The sequence below is a fragment of the Streptococcus sp. 27098_8_91 genome, assembly GCF_041432385.1.
Taxonomy (GTDB): Bacteria; Bacillota; Bacilli; order Lactobacillales; family Streptococcaceae; genus Streptococcus.
Genome location: NZ_JAPVZN010000026.1, coordinates 1 through 627 on the forward strand (window position 1 = coordinate 1; position 627 = coordinate 627).

At 40.2% G+C, this 627-nt stretch carries 1 protein-coding gene; it reads left to right on the forward strand.

Going from position 1 to position 627, the window contains the following annotated elements:
• Positions 1 to 627: G5 domain-containing protein (locus tag O3611_RS09775; protein WP_371608521.1), on the forward strand; the 627-nt coding region annotated here is incomplete at both ends.

Sequence of the window (627 nt, forward strand, 5' to 3'; positions counted from 1 at the left end):
AGTAGGAAAACCAGTAGTAGTAAATCCAACAGAAACTATTGTCAAGGTTCCAGCGAAGGATAAAGTAGAAACAACCGAAATCCCATCACCTAAGAAATACGTAAAAGATGATACGCGCGATAAAGGCCAAGACAATGTAGAAGAAGCAGGACAAGCAGGTTCAAGCACAGTAACAACTACTTACGAAGTAAATCCATCAGATGGAACAATTACAGAAAGAGTAGGAGAACCAGTAGTAGTAAATCCAACAGTAACAATTGTCAAAGTCGCAGCCAAGGACAAAGTAGTAGAAACCCCGATTGAACCAGAAGTTGAGTATGTTAGAGATGGTGAACGAGAAGTTGACACACCTAATGAACGCGTTGAAGGAGCTAAAGGTAAAACAGTTACTACAACCACTTACGATGTAGATTCAAAGGACGGTCATATCACAGAACACGTTGGTAACCTAGTCGTCACCCCAGCAGGTAAGACAATTGTTAAAGTTGGTGCAAAAACTAAGGTTGAACAATCTAAAGATTCTGAAGGTCATGATGTGATTGATACCACTACCTATGAAGTTGATTCAAAAACAGGTAAGGTAACTCCAACAACCGTTCGAACTTATGGGAAAACGAAAGCACCAAC